Here is a 21,087-nt window from a genome sequence, read left to right on the forward strand (position 1 = left end):
GGTTGGGCTGTTTCTATATAGGGACTCAGCATAGGGACTCAGCCGACCGGTTCTAGATCGGGGTAATAGCGCGCGTGCAGCCGCTCGGCGTAGTCGCGCAGATTGGCGTGACGTTCGCCCCAGCGGCGGATCGGCGTCTCGAAGGTTGGGCAGAGCATGCCGACGATAAAGGCGTAGACGCTGGCGTCGGCCCCGCACGGCGTATCGCCGAGCAGGTAGGGCTTATCGCCGAGCAGCGCGGCGAGCGCGTCCAGATCGCGCCCGGCCAGCTCGACGATCTCGTCCTCGCTATGGCGGCCGAGACCCTGGCCGTGCAGCATCTGCCGGACCTTGCGGCGGATCAGCGCCACCACCAGCGGGCGCAGCGGCGCCGGCACCCGGTCGAAGAAGTGGACTGGGCCTCGCTGGAAGTTGGCGTCGATCATCCAGCGGGTGTACACCATCGCGAAGTACAGGTGCTCCTCGAGCATCTTCTCCACCGCCCAGGCGAGCGCGCGCTCCTCCGGCGCGTAGCCGGCGTCGAAGTCGACGCCGTACTGGCGCTCGAGATGAAAGCGGATCAGCGTCGAATCGGCCACCTTCCGGCCGTTGTCGTCGATGTACGGCAGCTTGCCCTTGGGCGCGCCGCGCAGGCCGTGGTGGTCGATTTGGTATGGCAGGTCGCTCATTTTCAACAGCACCTCGGCCTTCATCACGAACGGGCTCGGGTCGGGCAGGCCAAACTGCGGGCCGAAGGTATAGAGCGTGATCATCGAGCGGACTCCACGGACGCGATGCTGCCAGTGTAGTCAAATGTCCTGCGCGCCGCCCGGCTTCGGCCAAGCAGTGCGCGCGGCTCACCGGTGAGCGACCGGTCCGGCCACCATGAAAACGCCGCCGCCCCTCGGGAAGACGGCGGCGAGCTTGGCCGAAACGAGACGGCTCAGTCGAGCCGCCGTCCGGCGGTTTCGTGCACCATCGCCAGACCAATCAGCGACACCAGCCCGCAGCCGATCACGTACAGTGCCGGGGCGTTCGGGTTGCCGGTAAGCCGGATCAGCCAGGTGGCGAAGAACTGCGCAAAGCCGCCGAACACCAGCACGCCGATGCAGTAGACCACCGACATGCCGGTGGCGCGGGCGCGGCGTGGAAACAGCTCGGGCAGTATCACCACCGACGGCACCGAGTTGAACACCAGTAGCACCGCGAGCACCCCCACCACGGCCAGCAGCATGCCCAGCGACGGCTGGGCGTTCATCAGCATGAAGGCCGGATAGATCAGCAACAGCATCGGCAGCCGCGACCACAGGATCGCCGGCTTGCGGCCGACCCGGTCGCTCAGCCGCCCGGCCAGCGCGGCCAGCAACATCTGCACACTGGCGGCGGCCACCCCGGCCCAGATACCGGTGCCGAGCGGCATGTGCAGCACCGTCACCGCGTAGTTGGTCATGTAGTTGAGCACGATGTAGTTGGCCGACGTGCCGCCGATCACCAGCAGCACCCCGGCTACCAGTTGGCGGCGGTAGGCGCCGAACACGGTGGACACACTGCTGAACGCCTGCTCGTCGCTCACCGCCTCGGCGGTCTCGTCGAGGTGGCGGCGAATGTACAGGCCGAGCGGCACCACCAGCATGCCGACCACGAACGGCAGGCGCCAGCCCCAGCTCTCCAAGGCGGTATCGGACAAGCCATGGGTCAACAGCAGCCCGCACAGCGAGCCGAACAAGGTACTCAACGCCTGGCTGAACAGCTGCCAGCTGCCGTAGTAGCCGCGCGAGTGGTCGTCGGCGTACTCCATCAGCAGCGAGGTTGAAGCGCCCAGTTCGCCACCGATCGCGAAGCCCTGGATCAAGCGAGCCAATACGATCAGCAACGGCGCGGCCAGGCCGATCTGCGCATAGGTCGGCGTGACGACGAACAGCAGCGAACCGAGCGCCATCAGCCACAAGGTCAGCATCATCGCCGGCTTGCGGCCGACCCGGTCGGCGTAGGCGCCGATCAGCACGCCGCCGAGCGGGCGCATCACGAAGCCGACGCCGAAGGTGGCGAGCGACAGCATCAGTTGGCCGAAACTGTCGCCGACCGGGAAATACAGCCGGCCGATCAAGGTGGCGAAGAAGCTGTACACGGTGAAATCGAAGAACTCGAGCCCATTGCCGACGGTGATCGCGGCGATGGCGCGGGCGGAGGCCTGTTTGCGAACCGGCGCGGCAGTGCCGGTCGCAGCGGGGATGGCTTGCGACGTGGTGGTGGACGACATGGCAGTCTCCTTAGATCCGAGGCGTTGGGGCGGTCGGGCGGCACTGGCAGCACTGCCCAGGACGACAGGTGGCCGACTCTCCTCAGGCGAGGAAGCGTTCGGCCAACTTGACCCAGTAGCTCGCCCCGAGCGGCAGGCAGGCGTCGTTGAAGTCGTAGCCGGGGTTGTGCACCATGCAGCCGCCCTCGCCGTCCCCGTTGCCGATGATCAGGTAGCTGCCCGGACATTTTTCCAGCAGGAACGAGAAGTCCTCGCTGCCGGTCAGCGGCGCCATCTGTTCGATCAGCCCCTCGTCGCCCAGCCAGTCGCGCGCCACCGCGCGCGCCAGTTCGGTCTCGGCCGGGTGGTTGACCAGCACCGGGTAGCGGCGGTCGTAGTCGACCTCGGCGCGGGCGCCGAAGCTGTCGGCCTGGGCGTGCGCCAGCGCGGTGATGCGCTGTTGCAGGAGGTCGCGCACTTCGGGTTTGAGCGCCCGCACCGACAGGCGCATCTCGGCGCTGTCCGGGATCACGTTGGACGCGGCGCCAGCATGGATCGCGCCGACGGTGACGATCGCCATGTCGAGCGGATTGACGTTGCGTGACACGATGCTCTGCAGCGCCATCACCAGCGAAGCGCACACCACCACCGGGTCGACCGCCTTGTGCGGCATCGCGCCATGGCCGCCGTTACCGATGACGCGGATCGTCACCGTGTCGGACGAGGCCATGAACGGGCCGGACAGGAAGCCGAATTGGCCGACCGGGTGGCCGGGCATATTGTGCATCGCGAACACCGCATCGCAGGGGAACAACTCGAACAGCCCGTCCTCGAGCATCTTGCGCGCGCCGCCCATGCCCTCCTCGGCCGGCTGGAAGATCAGGTTCAGCGTGCCGCTGAACAAACGCGATTCGGCGAGGTAACGCGCCGCCGCCAGCAGCGTCGCGGTGTGGCCGTCGTGGCCACAGGCGTGCATCTTGCCGTCGATCCGGCTGGCGTACGGCAGACCGGTCGCCTCGTGGATCGGCAGCGCGTCCATGTCGGCGCGCAGGCCGAGCCGCTTCTCGCCGTCGCCGACCGTCAGGGTGCCGACCACGCCGGTGCCGCCGAGGCCGCGGTGCACCTGGTAACCCCAGCCGCTCAGGCACTCGGCGACCTGGTCGCTGGTGACGAATTCCTCGTACCCCAGTTCGGGGTGGGCATGGATGCGGTGGCGCAGTTCGATCATCTCGTCCTGGATGGCGCGGATGCCGGGCAGGATGGCGTTACTCTTCATTCGGATCTCTCCTCTAGTTTTTTCTCTATCACCCGGGCGGCGCGGCCGGGTTCTGTGCCCAGCCTTGCGCCCCCGCTCTGCAGGCAGTGACTCGATGTTAGCCAGCCGGAACCGCATCGGGGAGCCGCAATCTTGTTATCCTGACAACCCGTGGTTGTCACTCTGGAGCACCGATGAAACTGCACCAGCTACAGGCACTGGTCGCGATCAGCGACGCCGGCAGCATCCGCGCCGCCGCGCGCGCGCTCGACGTGTCGCAGGCCGCCGTCACCAAGGCGCTGCGCGAACTGGAGGCCGAGCAGCAATTACCGCTGCTGCTGCGCACCGCCAGCGGCGTCAGCTTCACCGACTACGGCAAGACGCTGCTCTCGCACGCGCGGCTGGTGGTCGGCCAGCTGGAGCGCGCCAACGCCGAACTCGCACAGTTGCGCGGCGAGGTCGAGGGGCGGCTCAGCATCGGCGTCACGCCGTGGGTCATGCCGACCTTCCTGCCCGAGGCGGTGCGGCGGTTTCGCGAACGGATGCCCGGGGTGCGGCTGGAATTCTTCGAGGGGCTGATGGCGGTGGCGCTGCCGCGGCTGCGCGACGGCGAGATGGACTTTGCGATCGGGCCGCTGATCCCGGCGATGCCGACGCAGGAATTCGACTACGAGGTGCTGCTGGCCTACCAATCGCGGGTGATCGCCAGGCGCGGCCACCGCCGCGCAGACGCGACGTCGCTGCACGAGTTGCTCGAGGAGGACTGGGTGGTCAACTACACCGCAGCCAGCTACGATGCGCTGATGCAGAACCTGTTCTGGCAGCACGGCGCGCGCATCGCCGCGAGCCGGCTGCACAGCGCGCACTCGCTGTCGCTGTTGATCGAGCTGATCCGCCACGCCGACATGCTGAGCTACTGCCCGGAGCCGCTGCTGGTCACCGAGCCGCTGCGCGACTGGGTGCAGCCCTTGACGTTGGCCGAACGCTTCGAGACCAGCCGGCTCGGCATCGTCAGCCGCCGCAGCGCGATGCGCAGCAGCGCCGCGCAGTGCTTCGTCGACTGCCTGTTGCAGGTGATCCGCCGCCGCGCCCGTTCGGCCAACCCGGCCGATCGCGAGCTGTTTGACCTGCTGGAGCTGCTGATCTAGCGCTTACTTCACCGGCTTGGGCATCAACTTCGCCCGGGTAGCCTGCTGCGCGTTCTTGATCGTCAGCTGCAGCTTGTACGCTACGTAGTACTTAATAAATATTGAGCACGTAGGTGACGGCCGCGGCGACACAGCCCCCATTCAGACTAGCTTATAGCCAGCGCAGCGCCGCCCAGCCCGCCAGCGTCACCACCAGCAGGAACGGCACCGACACGCGGTGAAACTCGCGCCAGATGCCCGGCGTGCCGGCCATGCGCAGCGCGATCAGGTTGGCGAGCGAGCCGAGCGCAAAGCCGAAGCTGCCGACGTTGACCGCGTAGCCGATCAGCCGATAGGCGGCGGAATATTCGGTCAAGAGGATCGCCGCCGGCACGTTGCTGATCAGCTGCGACGCGGCCACCCCGGCGAGAAACAGACCGCCGGCACCGGTGTGTGCCAGGCCCGCCAGCCAGCCTTGCAGCAGCGGCAGTCCGGTCAAGAGGCGGATGTCGACGAACATCAGCGCGAACACCGCGATCAGGCTCCAGTCGACGTCGAGCAGCACGCGCCGGAACAGCAGCAGCGCACCGGCCAGCACCAGCAACAGACCGTAGCCCGGCCGACCGGCCTCGATCAGCGCGATGAAGACCAGATACAACAGCACGCAGGCGAACAGCAGCCCGCGACTGCAGGCGCGCCAGCGCTCATGGCTGGTCGCGGCGATGACCCGCGCCGAAAACGCCCGGGCGGTCAACAGCAGCAACAACAGACACACGCCGAGCGCCAGCGGCGCCATCTGGGCGGTGAACGCGGCGAACGACAGCCCGGACTTCTGCCAGACCAGGATGTTCTGCGGGTTGCCGATCGGCGTCAGCATCGACCCGGCGTTGACCGCCAGCGCCTCGAACACCACCAGCCGGCCGATCGGCAGGCTGGCGACGCCGCTCAGCCCGACGGTCAGCGGCACGATGATGAACAGCGCGATGTCGTTGGTCAGCACCGTGGACAGCAACGCCGCCGCGCCGACCAGGAACAGCGCCAACGAACGCTCAAAGCGCAGCCGCGCGATGATGGTCACCCCCAGATGGTCGAGATAACCGCTCGCCTCGATGCCCTTGATCAACACCATCAGGCCGGCCAGGGTGGCGAGCGTGGCGTAGTCGATGCTGGCCGACAGCGGCGACAACGGTAGCGGGGCGAACAGCGCCAGCAGCACGCCGGCGATCAGCAGGCCGTGCAACAGCCGGTCGCGGCGGAACGAGCGCGCCAGCGCGAAAAGGGCGGCGGGAATAGGCATCGGCGCGAGTGTATCCCCGGCTTGCGGCCGGGCGCCTCCGGGGCAGACCCGCGCCGGAAAAGTGCTAAAATGCGAGCCTATCGCCACCCTGGATGTGACTCTGCCCATGATGAAACGCTTCCTGGCCACCTTGGCCCTGTCTGCCGCTCCGCTGATGGTGCTGGCCTCCCCGGTCGTCACCCTCGACACCAATAAAGGTCCGATCGAGATCACGCTGGACGACGCCAAGGCGCCGAAAACCGTTGCCAACTTCATCCAATACGTGAAGGCCGGCCACTACAACGGCACCGTGTTCCACCGCGTGATCGACGGCTTCATGATCCAGGGCGGCGGCTTCGACGCCCAGCTGAACGAGAAACCGACCCGCGCGCCGATCGCCAACGAAGCGAGCAACGGCCTGAAGAACAACGTCGGCACCGTGGCGATGGCCCGCACCATGGACCCGAACTCGGCCACCGCGCAGTTCTTCATCAACGTGGCCAATAACGACTTCCTGAACTACCGCAACCCGAGCCCGCAGGGCATCGGCTACGCGGTGTTCGGCAAGATCACCAAGGGGATGGACGTGGTGAACAGCATCGCCAAGGTCCGCACCGGCAACCAGAAAGGCATGGCCGACGTTCCGACCGAAGCGGTCGTGATCAAGAAAGCCACCCTGAAACCCTGAGCACAGGACACACCACCATGATCAAACTGACCACCAACTTCGGCGACATCGTGATCGAACTCGACCACGAGAAGGCCCCGAAAACCGCCGCCAACTTCGAAGCGTACGTGAAGAGCGGCCACTACGACGGCACCATCTTCCACCGCGTGATCAACGGCTTCATGATCCAGGGCGGCGGCTTCACCGCCGACATGGAACAGAAACCGACCCTCGACCCGATCGAGAACGAAGCCGGCAACGGCCTGAAGAACGAGCCGTACACCCTCGCCATGGCCCGCACCATGCAGCCGCACTCGGCGACCGCGCAGTTCTTCATCAACGTCGCCGACAACGGCTTCCTGAACTTCAAGTCGGCCGACGCCAACGGCTACGGCTACTGTGTGTTCGGCAAGGTGACCGAAGGCCAGGACGTGGTCGACCGCATCAAGGACGTGAAGACCGGCCGCAGCGGCATGCACCAGGATGTGCCGAAAGAGGCCGTGGTGATCGAAAAAGCGGAAATCATCTAAGAACCTGCCCTCAAAGCTACTGCGCGGGCGTGATCTCGGGTTGGGCAGTGCTCGGAATCCTCATGTACTCCAGTACATTCCGGTTCCTGCGCGCTGTCCGCCCCTCGCTGACGCCCGCTCGCTACGCTTTGCCGACAGGCTCTTGGGCATTTCGATAGCAAGGGCCCGGCCACGCGCCGGGCTTTTTTGCCACGAAAGCCAATCCAGCGATGCTGTGCCGGCTTTCATGGCAGAAACGCCCCCGCCCACTTACCGGACGCACCCATGGCCATCCACTTCATTTCCGACCTGCACCTGGCCGACGACACGCCGGTGCTCAACACCCTGTTCACCGACACACTGGACGCCTGGCGCGACAAGATCGACGCGCTCTACATCCTCGGCGACCTGTTCGAGGTCTGGGTCGGCGACGACGACAGCTCGCCGTTCATCGACGCGATGCTGGCCGCGATGCGCGACTTCGCCGCGGTGACGCCGCTCTACGTGATGCGCGGCAACCGCGACTTCCTGCTCGGCGAGGGCTTTGCCGCCGCCACCGGTGCCACGCTGCTGGCCGACCCGACAGTGATCGAGGCGTTCGGCCAACGTGTGCTCTTGAGCCACGGCGACGCGATGTGTACCGACGATCTGCCCTACCAGCAGTTCCGCGCGATGGCGCGCAACCCGCTGTGGCAGGCCGGCATCCTCGCCAAGTCACTGGCCGAGCGCCATGTGATCGCCCGGCAGATCCGCGCGATGAGCGAAACCGGCAAGCAGGAAAACGGCCTGACCGCGATCAGCGACGTCACCGAGACGGCGGTACAGGCGACGTTGGCCGAACAGGCGCAAGGCGGCCAGCCGCCGCTGATGATCCACGGCCACACCCATCGCCCGGCCTGTCACGACGTGGCCGTCGACGGCCACGCCACCCAACGCTGGGTGATCGCCGACTGGCACGACGGCAAGGGCGGCTATCTGCGCCTCGGCGAGACCGGCGTCAGCGCCCACCCGCTGGGCTGAGCCGCCGCCCTGTTTGACCTTCGCAACGGCCGGGCCCACCCGGCCGTTGTGCTTGCCTCCTTCCTCTGCCGACCCGATGAACCAACCCGACCCACACCGCCCCAACCAGCCGCCGTCGTTCGTCACCCTGATCCGTTTCGCCATCCCGGTGATGTTCGCCGCGATCGCCACCCCGCTGATGGGCCTGGTCGACACCGCGGTGCTCGGCCGGCTCGGCGACCCGGCGGTGATCGCGGCCGCCGGCATCGGCGCCACCATCTTCACGGTGATCTACTGGTGTTTCAGCTTCCTGCGCTTCACCACCACCGGGCTGGTGGCGCAGGCGGTCGGCCGGCAGGACGACACCGAGGTCGCGCTGGCCGGCTTGCGACCGATGCTCGCGGCGGTGGCCGGCGGCCTCGGGCTGTGGCTGCTGCAATGGCCGATCGGCCACGTCGCCCTGTTGCTGCTCTCGCCGCCGGCCGAAGTGACACCGTTTGCCAAACAGTATTTCGACGCGCGCATCTGGTCGGCGCCGTTCACCCTGCTCGGCTACGCCCAGTTCGCCTGGCTGATGGGCCTGGGGCGCTCGCGCACCGTGATGCTGCTGCAGCTGGCGATGAACGCGCTCAACGCCGGTCTGGCTATCCTGTTCGTGCTCGGCTTCGGCTGGGGCATCGCCGGCGCCGCCTGGGCGACGGTGCTGAGCGAGGCGCTGACCGGCGTCGCCACCAGCCTGCTGATCCTGCGCATCGTGCCCTTGCCGCGCTGGCGGACCGCGTTCGCGCACTGTTTCCATGGCAGCGCCTGGAAGCGCCTCTTTTCGGCCAACCTCGACATCATGATCCGCACGCTGCTCTTGACCGGTGCATTCGCGCTGATGACGCAGCGCGGCGCGCAGCTGGGCACGCTGGAGCTGGCCGCCAACCAGATCCTGCTGCAGGCGTTCATGGTCTGCGCCAACCTGCTCGACGGCTTCGCCACCGCCGCCGAGGTGTACGGCGCCCGCGCGATCGGCGCCAACGCCCGCGCCGCGCTGGTCACCACGGTGCGGCGTGGCGCTTGGCTGTCGCTCGCCTGGAGCCTGATCCTCGCGAGCCTGCTGGCGCTGAGCGCGCCATGGTTCCTGCCGCTGATGACCACCGACCCCGGCCTGCAGCACGAGGCGCTGCGCTTCTGGCCGTGGCTGGTGGCACTGCCGCTGGTCTGCATCTGGGCGTTCTTCTGGGACGGGGTGTTCATGGGTGCGGTGCAGACGCGCACGCTGCGCAACGCGATGATCGCGAGCTTCGTCGTCTACGTGCCGGCGCTGTTCGGCCTGTCCGGTTGGCTGGGCAACCACGGCGTGTGGGCGGCGATGCTGATCTTGATGGGGATGCGCAGTCTGATGCTGACCTTGGCGTGGCCGAAGCTGAGGGGCTCGGTGGGCGCCACGGCTTTCTGATTGCGGCCTGACAACTGGCTCAAACAACAACGCCCACCTGACACGGTGGGCGTTGCTGTTAGTGCGGGGCGGCGGCGGCTCAGCTCGAACAGCTCACCGACAGCTGATCCGCCCACTCCGGCGGGAAGCCCGCCAAGTCCTCGAATTCCGGCTGCTCATCGAACGGCCGCGCCAGACAACGGAACACCCGGTCGACCTCGCCGAAGTCCCCCTCGTCGCGCGCCTTGCGGATCGCCAGCTCGGCCAGGTGGTTGCGCAGCACGTACTTCGGGTTCACCGCGCGCATCGCCGCGGCGCGTTCGGCCGACGTTCGCGGCTCGCGCGCCAGCCGCTGCCGGTAGTCGAACGCCCAAGCATCGAACAGCTCGCGCTCGAGGAACAGGTCGCGCAGCGGCGCGTTGAGTGTGTCGACCGCGTCGAAGTCGGCGAGGCGGCGGAAGAAGATCGTGTAGTCGACCCGGTCGCCGTGCATCGCCATCAACAGCTTCTCGAGCAAGGTGCCGTCGCCCTCTTCCAGCGACGTGAGGCCGAGCTTCATGCCCATCTTCGCCAGATACGCCGTCTCGTACTGCGCCTGGAAGCCGCGCAGCAGCGCGATCAGCTCTTCCTCGCTGACCATCGGCAGGAAGGTCGACGCCAGGCAATGCAGATTCCACAGCGCCACCTGCGGCTGCTGGTTGTACGCGTAGCGGCCGGCGTGATCGGAGTGGTTGCAGATGTGCGCGAGGTCGAAGCCGTCGAGGAAGCCGTACGGGCCGTAGTCGATGGTCAGGCCGAGCAGCGACATATTGTCGGTGTTCATCACCCCGTGGCAGAAGCCGACCGCCTGCCAGTCGGCGATCAGCCGCGCGGTGCGGGCGATCGCCTCGGCTATCAGCGCGGCGTACGGGGTAGCCGACTCGGCCTGTTCCGGGAAGTGATGGCGCAAGGCGAAGTCAGCCAGTGCCTTCAGCGCCTCGTGGTCGCCGCGGTGGTACAGGTGCTCGAAGTGGCCGAAGCGCACGAAGCTTTCCGACACGCGGGTGACCACCGCCGACGTTTCCACCGTCTCGCGGTACACCGGCGCCGGCGAGCCGGTCACCAGCAGCGCACGGGTGGTCGGGATGCCGAGCGCGGCCATCGCCTCGGAGCACAGGTATTCGCGGATGCTCGAACGCAGCACCGCCCGGCCGTCGGCGCGGCGCGAAAACGGCGTCTGGCCGGCGCCCTTGATCTGCACCTCCATCCGCAGCCCGTTCGGGCCGGGCAGATCGCCGAGCATCAGCGCCCGGCCGTCGCCGAGCTGGCCGGCCCAGACGCCGAATTGATGGCCGGAGTAGGCGGTGGCAATGGTCGGCAAGGCGTCCGGCAGGTTGCCGGTGAACAGCGCGATGCCTTCCCCGGACGCGAGCCAGTCCGGGTCGAGGCCGAGCTGTTCGGCCAAGGTGCGGTTGAGGTGGACAAGATGCGGCTGGGGCAGCGGCGTACTCGCCACCCGGCGGTGCAGGACGGAGGGCAGTTCGGTGATGCGTTGGCCGAACGCCGGCAGGGTCAGGGTTTCCATACCCGCATTCTAGCGGGTGGCGGCCGCGACAAACACGACCGGCCGGTAGGGCTATTCCCGCTCACTACTGGGAATCAGACGCCGAGCGCCGCCGGATCCAGCCCCCATACCGGTGCGAGCTCGGTGAGCAACGCGGTCAGGATCGGGTCGCCGACCCTATCGGCCGGGTAGACCAGCTGCAGGTCGGCCGGCTTCACCAGCTCGGGCACGATAGCGACCTTGCCCTGCGCCGCATACGCCTGCGCGTCCTCGTCGCGCACCAGCGCCACGCCGACCCCGGCGCTAACGAGCTCGATCACCGTCTCCAGGTGGTCGCACTCGGTGACCTTGCGCGGCGAGATGTTCAGCTCGCGCCACAGCTCGGTGCTGATCTTCGACAGGCTGGAAAACTGCGAGATGCCGATCCACGGCAGCTTGCCCAGCTCGCGCAAGCCCCCCTGCTCCACCCGCGCCGCCCAGGCCGGCGGCAGCACCACCCGATAGTCGATCCGCGCCAGAAACACGGTGTTGACGTTGGCGTAGGGGTTCTTGCCCAGATAGAAGCCGGCGTCGAGCTCCTTCTTGCGCACCAGGTTGAGAACGTTGCCGGTCACGCCGTATTCGAGCTTCAGCGCCAAGAGCGGGTGCTTTTCGGCCAAGGCGGCCACCCACGGGCCGATCCGCAGCGCGTCGGCCGACAGCGTGACGCCGATGTGCGCCTTGCCGTTCAGTTCGCCGCGCAGCTCGCGCGCCCGGTTGAGGATGCCGCGCGCCGAGCCGAGGATCGATTGCGCCTGCGGCAGCAGCTCCTGGCCGGCCAGCGTCAGCGTCACCCCGCCGGCGCTGCGATCGAACAGCGGCATGCCGATATCTTCTTCGAGCGCCTTGATCTGCGCGGTCACCGCCGGCTGCGACAGGTGCAAGAGCTCGGCTGCCTGCGTCAGGTGGCCCTGTTGCGCCACCGTGACGAAGGTGCGCAATTGATAGATTTCCATCCGGTGTGTCCCCTGGCTAGAGCCTGTTATGAACCTGCTCGCGAGCCGCGCCAAGCATCCCGCGTGCGGGACGCTTGGCCCTCCGGGTTGGGGCAAAAAAAAACCGCATGGCGGCGTTGCTCCTCGCTTGCTGTGCTCGCACAGCGGCGCGACTCGTGCCTTGCCTTGCAACTTTTTTGCCGCCAACGCGGCCGTGATCAGATTCATAACAGGCTCTTGTTCTGGTTGTAGCAGCGTGCCCGCGCGCCGCTACCCGCCTGTTGCACAGGCTTTGCCGCTATTGTCAGTGCAAGCGGCGCGCCGCTCAAGGGGGACATAATGTCATAAGCAATTCTTATGCCCCTCATAAAAACGAGGGAATATCGAGTAAAAACACCACTTCAAAGCACTGAAAAATATGGCATTTTGCATCGCACCATTTCTGGAACAAATTTCCGCAATCAGAAAAAGCGATTAGCTAGCAGAAAATCGCCTCCGTACATTAGCTGACAGCGGCAAGCCATGCCGCATCGCAAAGGAGGACATAATGAATGACGACATCCTGAAGCGCGTGCAGTCCAATCCCAAGTTCGTCGAGCTGGTCCATAAGAAGACCAGCCTGGGGTGGAAGCTCACGCTGATCATGTTGGTGATCTACTACGGCTTCATCCTGATGCTGGCGTTCGCGCCGAAGACCCTCGGCACTCCGATCGGCGCCGGCGCGACCACGACCATCGGCATTCCGGTCGGGATCGTCATCATCCTGTCCGCGTTCGTGCTGACCGGCATCTACGTACGCAAGGCGAACAACGAGTTCGACGCGCTGAACAAGCAGATCGTCGAGGAGGCCAAGCAATGAAATTCCTCTCTCCCCGTCTTGCCGCGGCCGGTCTGCTGACCGTGCCCGGCCTTGCGCTGGCCGCCGAGGCGCTGTCCGGCGAGGTGAAGCGTCAGCCGCTGAACTGGCACGCGATCGTGATGTTCTTCATCTTCGTCGCCGCCACGCTGGGCATCACCTACTGGGCGGCGCGCCGCACCCGTTCGGCCAGCGACTTCTACGCGGCCGGCGGCGGCATTTCCGGCTTCCAGAACGGTCTGGCGATCGCCGGCGACTATATGTCGGCCGCGTCGTTCCTGGGCATCTCGGCGATGGTCTACGAGAAGGGCTACGACGGCCTGATCTACTCGATGGGCTTTTTGGTCGGCTGGCCGATCATCCTGTTCCTGGTCGCCGAGCGGCTGCGCAACCTCGGCAAGTACACCTTCGCCGACGTCGCCTCCTACCGCCTGCAGCAGACCCCGGTGCGCAGCTTCGCCGCCACCGGCACGCTGGTGACCGTGGCGATCTACCTGATCGCGCAGATGGTCGGCGCCGGCAAGCTGATCCAGCTCCTGTTCGGCATGAACTACATCTCGGCGGTGCTGATCGTCGGCGTGCTGATGATGCTGTACGTGGTGTTCGGCGGCATGCTCGCCACCACCTGGGTGCAGATCATCAAGGCGGTGATGCTGCTTTGCGGCGCGACCTTCATGGCGTTCATGGTGCTGCGCCACAGCGGTTTCAGCTTCGAGAACATGTTCAAGATGGCGACCACCGTGCACACCAAGGGTAGCGCGATCATGTCGCCGGGCGGCCTCGTGTCCAACCCGGTCGACGCGATCTCGCTCGGCGTGGCGCTGATGTTCGGCACCGCCGGCCTGCCGCACATCCTGATGCGCTTCTTCACCGTGGCGGACGCCAAGGAAGCGCGCAAATCGGTGTTCTACGCCACCGGCTTCATCGGCTACTTCTACATCCTGACCTTCATCATCGGCTTCGGCGCGATCATGCTGGTGCTCAACCAGCCGGGCATGATGGAAACGGTGGTGAAGAACGGCAAGGAAGTCACCCAGCTGATCGGCGGCAACAATATGGCGGCGATCCACCTGGCCGACGCGATCGGCGGCGACCTGTTCCTCGGCTTCATCTCGGCGGTGGCGTTCGCGACCATCCTGGCGGTGGTGGCCGGCCTGACGCTGTCGGGCGCCTCGGCGGTGTCGCACGACCTGTACGCCAACGTGTTCCGTCGCGGCCGCTCCAACGAGAAGGACGAGATCCGCGTCTCGAAGATCGCCACGCTGGGTCTGGGGGTGGTCGCGATCCTGCTCGGCATCGCGTTCGAGCACCAGAACGTCGCGTTCATGGTGGGTCTGGCGTTCTCGGTGGCCGCTTCGGCCAACTTCCCGGTGCTGTTCCTGTCGATGTTCTGGCGCGGCCTGACCACGCGCGGCGCGGTGCTCGGCGGCTTCATCGGCCTGGTGTCGGCGGTGCTGCTGATCGTGCTCGGCCCGACGGTGTGGGTGGACGTGCTGCACCACGAAGCCGCGCTGTTCCCGTACAAGAACCCGGCGATCTTCTCGATGACGCTGGCGTTCGTGTTCACCTGGCTGATCTCGGTGCTCGATAGCTCCAAGGCGGCCAGCGACGAGAAGGCCAAGTTCGACGCGCAGTTCGTCCGCTCGATGACCGGCATCGGCGCCACCGGCGCATCCAAGCACTAAGAACCACCCGGGCCGCCGTCTCGGCGGCGGCCCTTCGAGTCTCAGAAAAGTTTTAAGGAGAAGTCCATGTCCGCCCTCGAATCCATCCTCAAGGAAACCCGCAGCTTCGCCCCGTCGGACGAATTCCGCCACAAGGCGACGGTGTCGGGAATGGAAAGCTACAACGCGTTGTGCGAACAGGCCGACGACCACTACCTTTCCTTCTGGGGTAACCTGGCCCGCGAGCTGATCATCTGGAAAAAGCCGTTCTCGCGCGTGCTCGACGACAGCAACGCCCCGTTCTTCAAGTGGTTCGACGACGGCGTGCTGAACGTCTCCTACAACTGCCTAGACCGGCACCTGCCGGTCAACGCCAACAAGATCGCGCTGATCTTCGAAGCCGACAACGGCGACGTCACCCGCGTCACCTATGCCGAACTGCACCGCCGCGTCTGCCAGTTCGCCAACGGCCTGAAGAGCCTGGGCGTACAGAAAGGCGACCGCGTCGCGATCTACATGCCGATGGTGATCGAGGCGGTGGTGGCGATGCAGGCCTGCGCCCGCATCGGCGCGATCCACTCGGTGATCTTCGGCGGCTTCTCGGCCAACGCGGTGCGTGACCGCATCCAGGACACCGGTGCCCGCTTAGTGATCACCGCCAACGAGAGCGTGCGCGGCGGCAAGGTGGTGCCGCTGAAAGCCACCGTCGACGAGGCGCTCGGCTTAGGCGGCTGCGAAACGGTGGAAAAAGTGGTGGTCTACCAGCGCACCGACGGCGGCGCCAACTGGACCGAGGGCCGCGACGTGTGGTGGCACAAGCTCACAGCCGACCAGCCGGAACAGTGCGAACCGGAATGGATGAACGCCGAAGACCCGCTGTTCATCCTCTACACCTCCGGCTCCACCGGCAAACCGAAAGGCATCCAGCACAGCACCGCCGGCTACCTGGTCGGTGCAATCAACAGCTTCCGCTGGGTGTTCGACTACAAGCCGGACGACGTGTTCTGGTGCACCGCCGACGTGGGCTGGATCACCGGCCACAGCTACATCTGCTACGGCCCGCTCGCCAACGGCGCCACCCAGCTGATCTTCGAGGGCGTGCCGACCTACCCGAACGCCGGCCGCTTCTGGAGCATGATCGAGAAGCATAAGGTCAGCACCTTCTATACCGCGCCGACCGCGATCCGCTCGCTGATCAAGCTCGGCGCCGACCTGCCCAAACAGTACGACCTGACCAGCCTGCGCCTGTTGGGCACCGTCGGCGAGCCGATCAACCCCGAGGCGTGGATGTGGTACTACGAGGTGGTCGGCGGCGGCCGCTGCCCGATCGTCGACACCTGGTGGCAGACCGAAACCGGTTCGATCCAGATCTCGCCGCTGCCGGGTGCCGTCGCCACCAAGCCGGGCTCGTGCACGCTGCCGCTGCCGGGCGTGATCGCCGACATCGTCGACGAATCCGGCGCGCCGGTCGAACCCGGCCGCGGCGGCTTCCTGGTGATCAAGCGTCCGTTCCCGTCTCTGGTACGCACCATCTGGGGCGACGACGAGCGCTTCAAGAAGACCTACTTCCCCGAGGAATTCAACGGCCAGTACTACCTGGCGGGTGACTCGGCGCACCGCGACGAGAACGGTTACTTCTGGATCATGGGACGGATCGACGACGTGCTGAACGTATCGGGCCACCGCCTCGGCACGATGGAGATCGAATCGGCGCTGGTCGCCAACCCGCTGGTCGCCGAGGCCGCCGTGGTCGGCAAGCCGCACGACGTGAAGGGCGAGGCGGTCGTCGCGTTCGTGGTGCTGAAGGGCGCCCGCCCGGTCGGCGACGACGCGAAGAAACTCGCCACCGAGCTGAAGAACTGGGTCGCCCACGAGATCGGCAAGATCGCCCAGCCGGACGATATCCGCTTCGGCGAGAACCTGCCGAAGACCCGCTCGGGCAAGATCATGCGCCGGCTGCTGCGCTCGATCGCCAAGGGCGAGGAGATCACCCAGGACGTCTCGACGCTGGAAAATCCGCAGATCCTCAGCCAGCTGCAGGAACCCGTGCAGTAAAGCGCCTCACTCCCTCGCGAGATCCGCCCCGCAGGGACTTCGGCCGCACCTTCCGGTGCGGCCTTTTTGCGTGCCGATTCAGACCAAAGGTTGGCCGAGGCTCGGCCAACCCTGCATTGACGAGGCCACGGCGGCGAAATCACAATAGCCGGCTAACTCAACTCAGAACGTCACCATGCCAACACTCACCTGGGTCGGAAAAGACAAGGTGGTCAACCACCATCACGACGTCCCGTTCCGCGTACTGGACAAACAGTACCGCTTCAGCGCCCACAGCCCACAGCCCACAGCCCACAGCCCACAGCCCACAGCCCAGTCAAACACCACACGGTGACGCCGGCAACCGGATTATTCACGGCGACAATCTCGAAGCGCTGAAAAGCCTGCTGCCCGAATTCGAGGGCCGGGTGAAGTGCATCTACATCGACCCGCCGTACAACACCGGCAACGAAGGCTGGGTGTACAACGACGCGGTCAACGACCCCAAGATCAAGAAATGGCTGGGCCAGGTCGTCGGCAAGGAAGGCGAGGATTTGTCGCGCCACGACAAATGGCTGTGCATGATGTATCCGCGCTTGAAGTTGCTGCATAAGTTGCTATCCATCGATGGAGTATTTCTTTGCAGCATCGACGAGAATGAATATCACCTTCTGAAAACAGTGCTTGATGAAATCTTTGGCCACAACAGCTACCTGGGAACAATCTGCTGGAAAACTCGTAACACTGACAATCGCGTTAAATCACGACTGTCGATAGATCATGAGTACATCCTCGTATATGCGAAAGGGGAAAGTATTCTAGGGCGCGTCATTGATCGCTCTGACTTTAAAAACCCCGACAACGACTCGCGTGGCCCATACGTCACAGACCCTTTGACTGGAAAGGCAACCGCCGAAGATCGCCCCAATCTTCATTACGAGATGGTCAATCCGAACACTGGCGATACTTATCCACCAGATCAGGCACGAGGATGGATTACGGATCGTCAAGGTTATGAGAAGCTACTACTCGAAGAGCGAATCTGGTGGCCGCCAGACGCTGCAACAGGAAAGCCAAGGAAGAAGCGCTTCTTGTTTGAAACCAGTGAGCGGATGCCAGTTTCCACATTCTGGGCCGATACGCGCGGACAAACAGGAGCCGACGAGGTTGATAAAGTTCTAGGGGAAAGAAAGTTTGCCTTCCCCAAGGCCGTAGATTTTTTGACCCGTGTTCTTGATGTCGCAGTGGACAAGAACGCCATCATCCTCGACTCCTTCGCCGGCTCCGGCACCACTGCCCACGCGGTGCTGAAACTCAACGCCCGGGACGGCGGCCAGCGGCGTTTCATCCTGATCGAGATGATGGACTACGCCGAAACCATCACCGCCGAGCGGGTGCGCCGCGTGATGAATGGCTACGGCGAGGGCAATAAGGCGGTGGCCGGGCTGGGCGGCGGTTTCGACTACTACACCGTCGGCGAGCCGATTTTCCTGGACGGCGGCCATCTGAACGAGGCGGTCGGCGTGGCGGTGCTGCGCGACTATGTGGCGTACACCGAGGGCATCTCAGCCGACCTTCGCACCGGATAGGACAACCCCTACTCCCCTTATCTGCTGGGCCTGGGCCGCGAGGCGGCCTGGCTGTTCTATTACGAGGCGGATCGCGCCACCACGCTCGACCTGGATTTTCTCGCCAGCCTCAAATTCGGTGCCGACAAGCCCGATCACGCCATCGTCTACGCCGATCGCTGCCTGCTGGACAAGGCTTTCATGGCGCGACACGGGATCACCTTCAAGAAGATCCCGCGCGACATCACGCGCTTCTAGGGAGACGAACATGGAACTGAAAAGCTATCAGCAGCGCGTGATCGACGATCTCTCCGAATTCCTGGCGACACTGGAAGACAGCCAGCGCATCGACACCGCGTATAGGGAATTTTGGGCGGAGCGCGGCGTCACCGGCATGGCGCCTTACAAGAACAATGTGCCGAAGGTGCCGCACCTGTGCGCCAAGGTGCCGACGGCGGGCGGCAAGACCTATATCGCGGTGAATGCGCTGAAGCCGATTTTCGACGCCTTCCGCAGAAGCAACCCGAAACGGCCCGCCTTCGTGGTGTGGCTGGTGCCGTCGCTGACCATTCTGGAGCAGACGGTCAAGGCATTGGCCAATCCGGAACACCCGTACCGCAAGCGGCTGAATCTGCTGTTCCAGAACCGCGTGGAAATCTACGAGAAAAAAGACCTGTTGCAAGGTGCGGGATTCTCGCAGGACACCGTGCGTGAGCAATTGTCCATCGTGGTGATGAGCTTCGATTCCTTACGCGCCCGCAACAAGGAAGACCGCAAGATCTTCCAGGACAACGGCTATCTGGCGTCCTTCCTCGACAGCGGCGCCCAAGACGACTGGCTGTTGCCGGATTACGACGCCTCGGCGCTGATCAACGTGATCCGCTCCTTGCACCCGGTGGTGGTGGTCGACGAGAGCCACAACGCGGAAACCGCGCTGTCGGTGGAGATGCTGCACAACCTGAACCCGCATTTCATCCTCGACCTGACCGCCACGCCGAAAAACAACAGCAATATCTTCAGCTTCGTCGACGCCATGCAGCTCAAGCAGCACCACATGGTGAAGCTGCCGGTGATCGTGGCCAACCGGCAGGACAAGAACGAGGTCATCGAGGCGGCGCTGATCCTGCGCCGCCAGCTCGAAGAGATCGCCAGCCAAGAGGAAGCCAAGGGCGGTAAGTACATCCGCCCCATCGTGTTGTTTCAGGCCCAGCCGAAAACCGCCGACGACAACACGACCTTCGAAAAGATCAGGGAAGCGCTGATCGCGCTCAAGATTCCGGCGGACGAGATCAAGATCAAGACCGCCAAGCTCGACGAGCTGAAAGACATCGACCTGATGCGCCGGGATTGCCCGGTGCGCTACATCATCACGGTGAATGCGCTGAAAGAAGGCTGGGACTGCCCGTTCGCCTACATTCTGGCGTCCTTGGCCGACAAGTCTTCCGCCGTCGATGTCGAGCAGATTCTCGGCCGCGTATTGCGCATGCCGCATGTCCAGCAACACGGCCACGAGCTGCTGAACATGAGCTACGTATTCACCGCCAGCAACCGCTTCGCCACCACGCTGGACAGCGTGGTGAAAGCGCTGAACCGGGCGGGTTTCTCCGACCGCGACTATCGCGCCTTGCCCGCCGAAGAAACCCATCCCGCCGTGGAGGCTGGGGAACAACCCTCGGCCAACGTAGCGGGAGACCTGTTCGGCGATCAGCTTCCGGTAGCCGACGCCTTATCCGCCGACGGCAAGACCGGCGACGATATCGATGTCAGCCGAGTCACGTTCGACTGGAATCAGTCCGCAGCCGAAACCGCTTCGTCGGCGGGCGGCTTCTGTGCGCCGGAGACGCAAGCTTCGGCCGGCCATCCCTTCGTCGAGGCGGTCAAGGTCCGGGCCAGCCAACTGAACCAGGCCTACGAGGCACAAGCTAAAACCGCCGGCGGCTCGGCGGTTCCTCCGGAACTGGAAACCAGAATGAACCGGCACCGCATGAAAGACCTGTTCCGCGACGAGGCGCTGCCACTGGCGCTGCCGCAGTTCTTCATCGAGGTGGAAACCGGCGGCTGGTTCGACGGCGATGAGACGCACCAGCTTCTGGAGCGCGATCTGTTGCTGAAAGATTTCCGGCTCGCCAACCTGGACGCCACGATCGGCTTTGAAGATGTGGATAGCGAGATGTATCGCGTCGATCTGGAGCAGATCGGCCAGGAAGAGTACGCGCCCAAACCGTTCAAGGTGAATCGGGCGCACCGTCAGCGCTTCAACGACATCATCCTGGCGCAATCCCGCGAAAACCAGGTGATGAACCTGACCGCGCGCCTGTTTCGAGCTGATCGGTAACCTCTACCCCATCGACGACGCCGACGCGAAACGCTACCTGACCCGTATCGTCGAGGCGATGGATGCCGACCAGGTGCGCGACTGCCTGGAACGCGACGTCGCGTATGTGCGTAAAATCCGCCAGAAAATCGACGCGCTGGCCAACCAGCATGCCTACCGGCAATTCTCCACCCTGCTGGATATCGACAAGATCGGCATCCGTCCGGGCTTCACCTTGCCCGAAACGATCGCGCCGAAAAAAAACGCGTCGGCGCTGCCGAAAAGCCTGTACGTCACCGAAGCGGAAATGGGCGACTTCGAGCGCAAGATCATCAACGACATCGCCAATCTGGAAAACATCCAGTGGTGGCACCGCAACCTGTCACGCGGCAAGGGCTTTCGTATCAATGGTTTTCTCAACCACTACCCGGATTTCATCGTTAAAATCCGAAAAGGCAAGATAGTCGTGCTGGAAACGAAGGGCGACGACCGCGACAACTCGGACTCGGAACTGAAGCTCCGGCTTGGCAAGCTGTGGGAAGCCCGTGCAGGGAGTGCCTTCAAATACATGATGGTGTTCAATGACAATCCGGTGGAGGGAGCGGACAAACTGGCGGACGCTTTGGCAAAGCTGGGTCAGATGTAATCCCTACAAAGGCC

General features: G+C 64.8%; 18 protein-coding genes and 1 other RNA gene. 12 read left to right on the top strand and 7 right to left on the bottom strand.

Translation table 11 applies throughout. From position 1 onward, the window contains the following. Nucleotides 1-38: 38 nt before the first annotated feature. From ACZ2IA_RS10515 to ACZ2IA_RS10525, 3 genes are all read right to left on the bottom strand, one after another. Nucleotides 39-752 (bottom strand): glutathione S-transferase family protein, encoded by a 714-nt coding sequence (locus ACZ2IA_RS10515; RefSeq protein WP_470292530.1) that lies wholly within the window; start codon nucleotides 750-752, stop codon nucleotides 39-41. A 170-nt stretch (nucleotides 753-922) separates the two neighbouring features. After that, complete coding sequence (locus tag ACZ2IA_RS10520; protein WP_470292531.1) at nucleotides 923-2,239, bottom strand: MFS transporter; 1,317 nt, start codon at nucleotides 2,237-2,239, stop codon at nucleotides 923-925. Between the two features lie 82 nt (nucleotides 2,240-2,321). Beyond that, the gene (locus ACZ2IA_RS10525; protein WP_470292532.1) at nucleotides 2,322-3,494 is read right to left on the bottom strand and encodes a M20 aminoacylase family protein; all 1,173 of its coding nucleotides are present in this window, start codon (nucleotides 3,492-3,494) and stop codon (nucleotides 2,322-2,324) included. 173 nt (nucleotides 3,495-3,667) lie between these two features. Between ACZ2IA_RS10525 and ACZ2IA_RS10530 the strand changes: the two genes are divergently transcribed. Beyond that, nucleotides 3,668-4,621 carry a LysR substrate-binding domain-containing protein gene (locus ACZ2IA_RS10530; RefSeq protein WP_470292533.1) on the top strand — a complete coding sequence of 318 codons (954 nt, stop codon included), beginning with the start codon at nucleotides 3,668-3,670 and terminating at the stop codon, nucleotides 4,619-4,621. Between the two features lie 151 nt (nucleotides 4,622-4,772). On the opposite strand, the gene ACZ2IA_RS10535 is transcribed toward ACZ2IA_RS10530, so the two are convergent. Then, on the bottom strand, nucleotides 4,773-5,897 hold the full coding sequence (locus ACZ2IA_RS10535; protein WP_470292534.1) for an SLC13 family permease: 1,125 nt from the start codon (nucleotides 5,895-5,897) through the stop codon (nucleotides 4,773-4,775). 106 nt (nucleotides 5,898-6,003) lie between these two features. Here ACZ2IA_RS10535 and ACZ2IA_RS10540 point away from each other — a divergent pair, with 106 nt between their 5' ends. The 5 genes from ACZ2IA_RS10540 to ACZ2IA_RS10560 all read left to right on the top strand — a co-directional run bounded on the left by ACZ2IA_RS10540 (nucleotide 6,004) and on the right by ACZ2IA_RS10560 (nucleotide 9,495). Next, the gene (locus ACZ2IA_RS10540) at nucleotides 6,004-6,564 is read left to right on the top strand and encodes a peptidylprolyl isomerase (protein WP_470292535.1); all 561 of its coding nucleotides are present in this window, start codon (nucleotides 6,004-6,006) and stop codon (nucleotides 6,562-6,564) included. 17 nt (nucleotides 6,565-6,581) lie between these two features. Beyond that, complete coding sequence (locus ACZ2IA_RS10545) at nucleotides 6,582-7,073, top strand: peptidylprolyl isomerase (protein WP_470292536.1); 492 nt, start codon at nucleotides 6,582-6,584, stop codon at nucleotides 7,071-7,073. A gap of 62 nt (nucleotides 7,074-7,135) precedes the next feature. Next, a non-coding RNA gene (locus ACZ2IA_RS10550) (sX9 sRNA) lies at nucleotides 7,136-7,210 on the top strand. 127 nt (nucleotides 7,211-7,337) lie between these two features. Further along, nucleotides 7,338-8,072: a UDP-2,3-diacylglucosamine diphosphatase gene (locus ACZ2IA_RS10555; protein ID WP_470292537.1), complete on the top strand. Its 735-nt coding sequence runs from the start codon at nucleotides 7,338-7,340 to the stop codon at nucleotides 8,070-8,072. Between the two features lie 76 nt (nucleotides 8,073-8,148). Further along, nucleotides 8,149-9,495, top strand: a complete 1,347-nt coding sequence (locus ACZ2IA_RS10560; RefSeq protein WP_470292538.1) for an MATE family efflux transporter — start codon at nucleotides 8,149-8,151, stop codon at nucleotides 9,493-9,495. A gap of 79 nt (nucleotides 9,496-9,574) precedes the next feature. Here the strand turns inward: ACZ2IA_RS10560 and ACZ2IA_RS10565 are convergent, their stop codons facing one another. Both ACZ2IA_RS10565 and ACZ2IA_RS10570 read right to left on the bottom strand, forming a co-directional pair. Then, a complete protein-coding gene (locus ACZ2IA_RS10565; protein WP_470292539.1) occupies nucleotides 9,575-11,038 on the bottom strand; it encodes a protein adenylyltransferase SelO in 1,464 nt (487 codons plus the stop codon). 74 nt (nucleotides 11,039-11,112) lie between these two features. Then, nucleotides 11,113-12,012, bottom strand: a complete 900-nt coding sequence (locus ACZ2IA_RS10570) for a LysR family transcriptional regulator (RefSeq protein ID WP_470292540.1) — start codon at nucleotides 12,010-12,012, stop codon at nucleotides 11,113-11,115. A 526-nt stretch (nucleotides 12,013-12,538) separates the two neighbouring features. On the opposite strand from ACZ2IA_RS10570, the gene ACZ2IA_RS10575 reads away from it, so the two are divergent. From ACZ2IA_RS10575 to ACZ2IA_RS10590, 4 genes are all read left to right on the top strand, one after another. Further along, entirely contained in the window at nucleotides 12,539-12,850 is a 312-nt protein-coding gene (locus ACZ2IA_RS10575) for a DUF485 domain-containing protein (RefSeq protein WP_470292541.1), read from the top strand. Beyond that, nucleotides 12,847-14,532, top strand: a complete 1,686-nt coding sequence (locus ACZ2IA_RS10580) for a cation acetate symporter (RefSeq protein WP_470292542.1) — start codon at nucleotides 12,847-12,849, stop codon at nucleotides 14,530-14,532. Before ACZ2IA_RS10575 ends, ACZ2IA_RS10580 begins: the two co-directional genes overlap by 4 nt. Nucleotides 14,533-14,598: 66 nt before the next feature. Continuing rightward, entirely contained in the window at nucleotides 14,599-16,566 is a 1,968-nt protein-coding gene (acs, locus tag ACZ2IA_RS10585) for an acetate--CoA ligase (protein WP_470292543.1), read from the top strand. Nucleotides 16,567-16,973: 407 nt separating this feature from the next. Next, a complete protein-coding gene (locus tag ACZ2IA_RS10590) occupies nucleotides 16,974-18,134 on the top strand; it encodes a site-specific DNA-methyltransferase (protein WP_470292544.1) in 1,161 nt (386 codons plus the stop codon). Here the strand turns inward: ACZ2IA_RS10590 and ACZ2IA_RS10595 are convergent. Further along, a complete protein-coding gene (locus tag ACZ2IA_RS10595; RefSeq protein ID WP_470292545.1) occupies nucleotides 18,111-18,383 on the bottom strand; it encodes a hypothetical protein in 273 nt (90 codons plus the stop codon). The two genes, ACZ2IA_RS10590 and ACZ2IA_RS10595, sit on opposite strands and share 24 nt — an antisense overlap. Between ACZ2IA_RS10595 and ACZ2IA_RS10600 the strand changes: the two genes are divergently transcribed. Both ACZ2IA_RS10600 and ACZ2IA_RS10605 read left to right on the top strand, forming a co-directional pair. Beyond that, on the top strand, nucleotides 18,382-20,448 hold the full coding sequence (locus ACZ2IA_RS10600; RefSeq protein WP_470292546.1) for a DEAD/DEAH box helicase: 2,067 nt from the start codon (nucleotides 18,382-18,384) through the stop codon (nucleotides 20,446-20,448). The genes ACZ2IA_RS10595 and ACZ2IA_RS10600 overlap by 2 nt on opposite strands. A gap of 58 nt (nucleotides 20,449-20,506) precedes the next feature. Next, a complete protein-coding gene (locus ACZ2IA_RS10605) occupies nucleotides 20,507-21,073 on the top strand; it encodes a hypothetical protein (RefSeq protein WP_470292547.1) in 567 nt (188 codons plus the stop codon). The last annotated feature ends 14 nt before the right edge of the window (nucleotides 21,074-21,087 follow it).

This window comes from Crenobacter sp. CS_VA4, assembly GCF_055597485.1.

Coding starts and splice junctions, on each gene's coding strand:
- ACZ2IA_RS10515 (WP_470292530.1), bottom strand. CDS start 752: ATGATCACGCTCTATACCTTCGGCCCGCAGTTTGGCCTGCCCGACCCG.
- ACZ2IA_RS10520 (WP_470292531.1), bottom strand. CDS start 2,239: ATGTCGTCCACCACCACGTCGCAAGCCATCCCCGCTGCGACCGGCACT.
- ACZ2IA_RS10525 (WP_470292532.1), bottom strand. CDS start 3,494: ATGAAGAGTAACGCCATCCTGCCCGGCATCCGCGCCATCCAGGACGAG.
- ACZ2IA_RS10530 (WP_470292533.1), top strand. CDS start 3,668: ATGAAACTGCACCAGCTACAGGCACTGGTCGCGATCAGCGACGCCGGC.
- ACZ2IA_RS10535 (WP_470292534.1), bottom strand. CDS start 5,897: ATGCCTATTCCCGCCGCCCTTTTCGCGCTGGCGCGCTCGTTCCGCCGC.
- ACZ2IA_RS10540 (WP_470292535.1), top strand. CDS start 6,004: ATGATGAAACGCTTCCTGGCCACCTTGGCCCTGTCTGCCGCTCCGCTG.
- ACZ2IA_RS10545 (WP_470292536.1), top strand. CDS start 6,582: ATGATCAAACTGACCACCAACTTCGGCGACATCGTGATCGAACTCGAC.
- ACZ2IA_RS10555 (WP_470292537.1), top strand. CDS start 7,338: ATGGCCATCCACTTCATTTCCGACCTGCACCTGGCCGACGACACGCCG.
- ACZ2IA_RS10560 (WP_470292538.1), top strand. CDS start 8,149: ATGAACCAACCCGACCCACACCGCCCCAACCAGCCGCCGTCGTTCGTC.
- ACZ2IA_RS10565 (WP_470292539.1), bottom strand. CDS start 11,038: ATGGAAACCCTGACCCTGCCGGCGTTCGGCCAACGCATCACCGAACTG.
- ACZ2IA_RS10570 (WP_470292540.1), bottom strand. CDS start 12,012: ATGGAAATCTATCAATTGCGCACCTTCGTCACGGTGGCGCAACAGGGC.
- ACZ2IA_RS10575 (WP_470292541.1), top strand. CDS start 12,539: ATGAATGACGACATCCTGAAGCGCGTGCAGTCCAATCCCAAGTTCGTC.
- ACZ2IA_RS10580 (WP_470292542.1), top strand. CDS start 12,847: ATGAAATTCCTCTCTCCCCGTCTTGCCGCGGCCGGTCTGCTGACCGTG.
- acs (WP_470292543.1), top strand. CDS start 14,599: ATGTCCGCCCTCGAATCCATCCTCAAGGAAACCCGCAGCTTCGCCCCG.
- ACZ2IA_RS10600 (WP_470292546.1), top strand. CDS start 18,382: ATGGAACTGAAAAGCTATCAGCAGCGCGTGATCGACGATCTCTCCGAA.
- ACZ2IA_RS10595 (WP_470292545.1), bottom strand. CDS start 18,383: ATGTTCGTCTCCCTAGAAGCGCGTGATGTCGCGCGGGATCTTCTTGAA.
- ACZ2IA_RS10605 (WP_470292547.1), top strand. CDS start 20,507: ATGGATGCCGACCAGGTGCGCGACTGCCTGGAACGCGACGTCGCGTAT.